This is a genomic window from Oleiphilus sp. HI0061 (assembly GCF_001635675.1).
On sequence record NZ_LWFE01000555.1, the window covers coordinates 1 to 769 of the forward strand.

At 46.2% G+C, this 769-nt stretch carries 2 protein-coding genes; both read right to left on the reverse strand.

Features of this window, described 5'->3' with window-relative positions:
* A partial coding sequence (locus A3735_RS07215; protein WP_197485736.1) for an enoyl-CoA hydratase/isomerase family protein occupies positions 1–299 on the reverse strand: 299 nt, incomplete at its 3' end.
* A gap of 79 nt (positions 300–378) precedes the next feature.
* Positions 379–769 (reverse strand): acyl-CoA dehydrogenase family protein (locus tag A3735_RS07220; protein ID WP_197485737.1); only part of this gene is annotated, 391 nt, incomplete at its 5' end.

Sequence of the window (769 nt, forward strand, 5' to 3'; positions counted from 1 at the left end):
CGTCCAAATTCGCGGTTCAGCTCGTAGAACGGGTCGTTTTGATCAGCAGTTTTAGAGCCTTCCGCCATACGGGCACCTGCCATATCTTTAATATCGCCGCCAGCGCAGAAGTGGCCTTCTGCGCCCCGTAATACTACTGCACGAATGTCTTCCTGTGTTTGAATACTTTCAAACACAGCCATTAACTCTTTAACCATTTTTAGGCTCATCGCATTGCGAGTTTTAGGGCGGTTGAGTGTGATATGCAGTTCATGGTCTCGCTGTTCAAGTAATAGTGTTTCGGTTTCTGGTAAAGTCATAGTTAGTGATCTCTTCGTCATTTAATAATTTACATAATAGATCCCGGCTAAAAAGAATGCCGGGATGACGAGGAAGGGTTTACTTCTTCTTGCCGGGTAAAATACCCATTAGCTTGCAGATAATGCCGAGCATGATTTCATCTGCACCGCCGCCAGTAGATACTAGGCGTACGTCACGCATGGCGCGAGATACTTCGTTGTCCCACATGTAACCCATGCCACCCCAATATTGTAAACAAGAATCGGTTACTTCTCGGCCCAAGCGGCCTGCTTTTAGCTTCGCCATAGAAGCAAGCTTGCTGACATCCTGCTTGTTGATATAACCTTCAACTGCCTGATAAGTCAGGGCTCGAAGGGCTTCGATTTCAGTTTGTAATTCTGCAAAGCGGAAGTGAATTACCTGATTATTAATCAGAGGCTGACCGAAGGTCTCTCGTTGCTTACAGTAATCGATAGTGCTGTTTACGCAG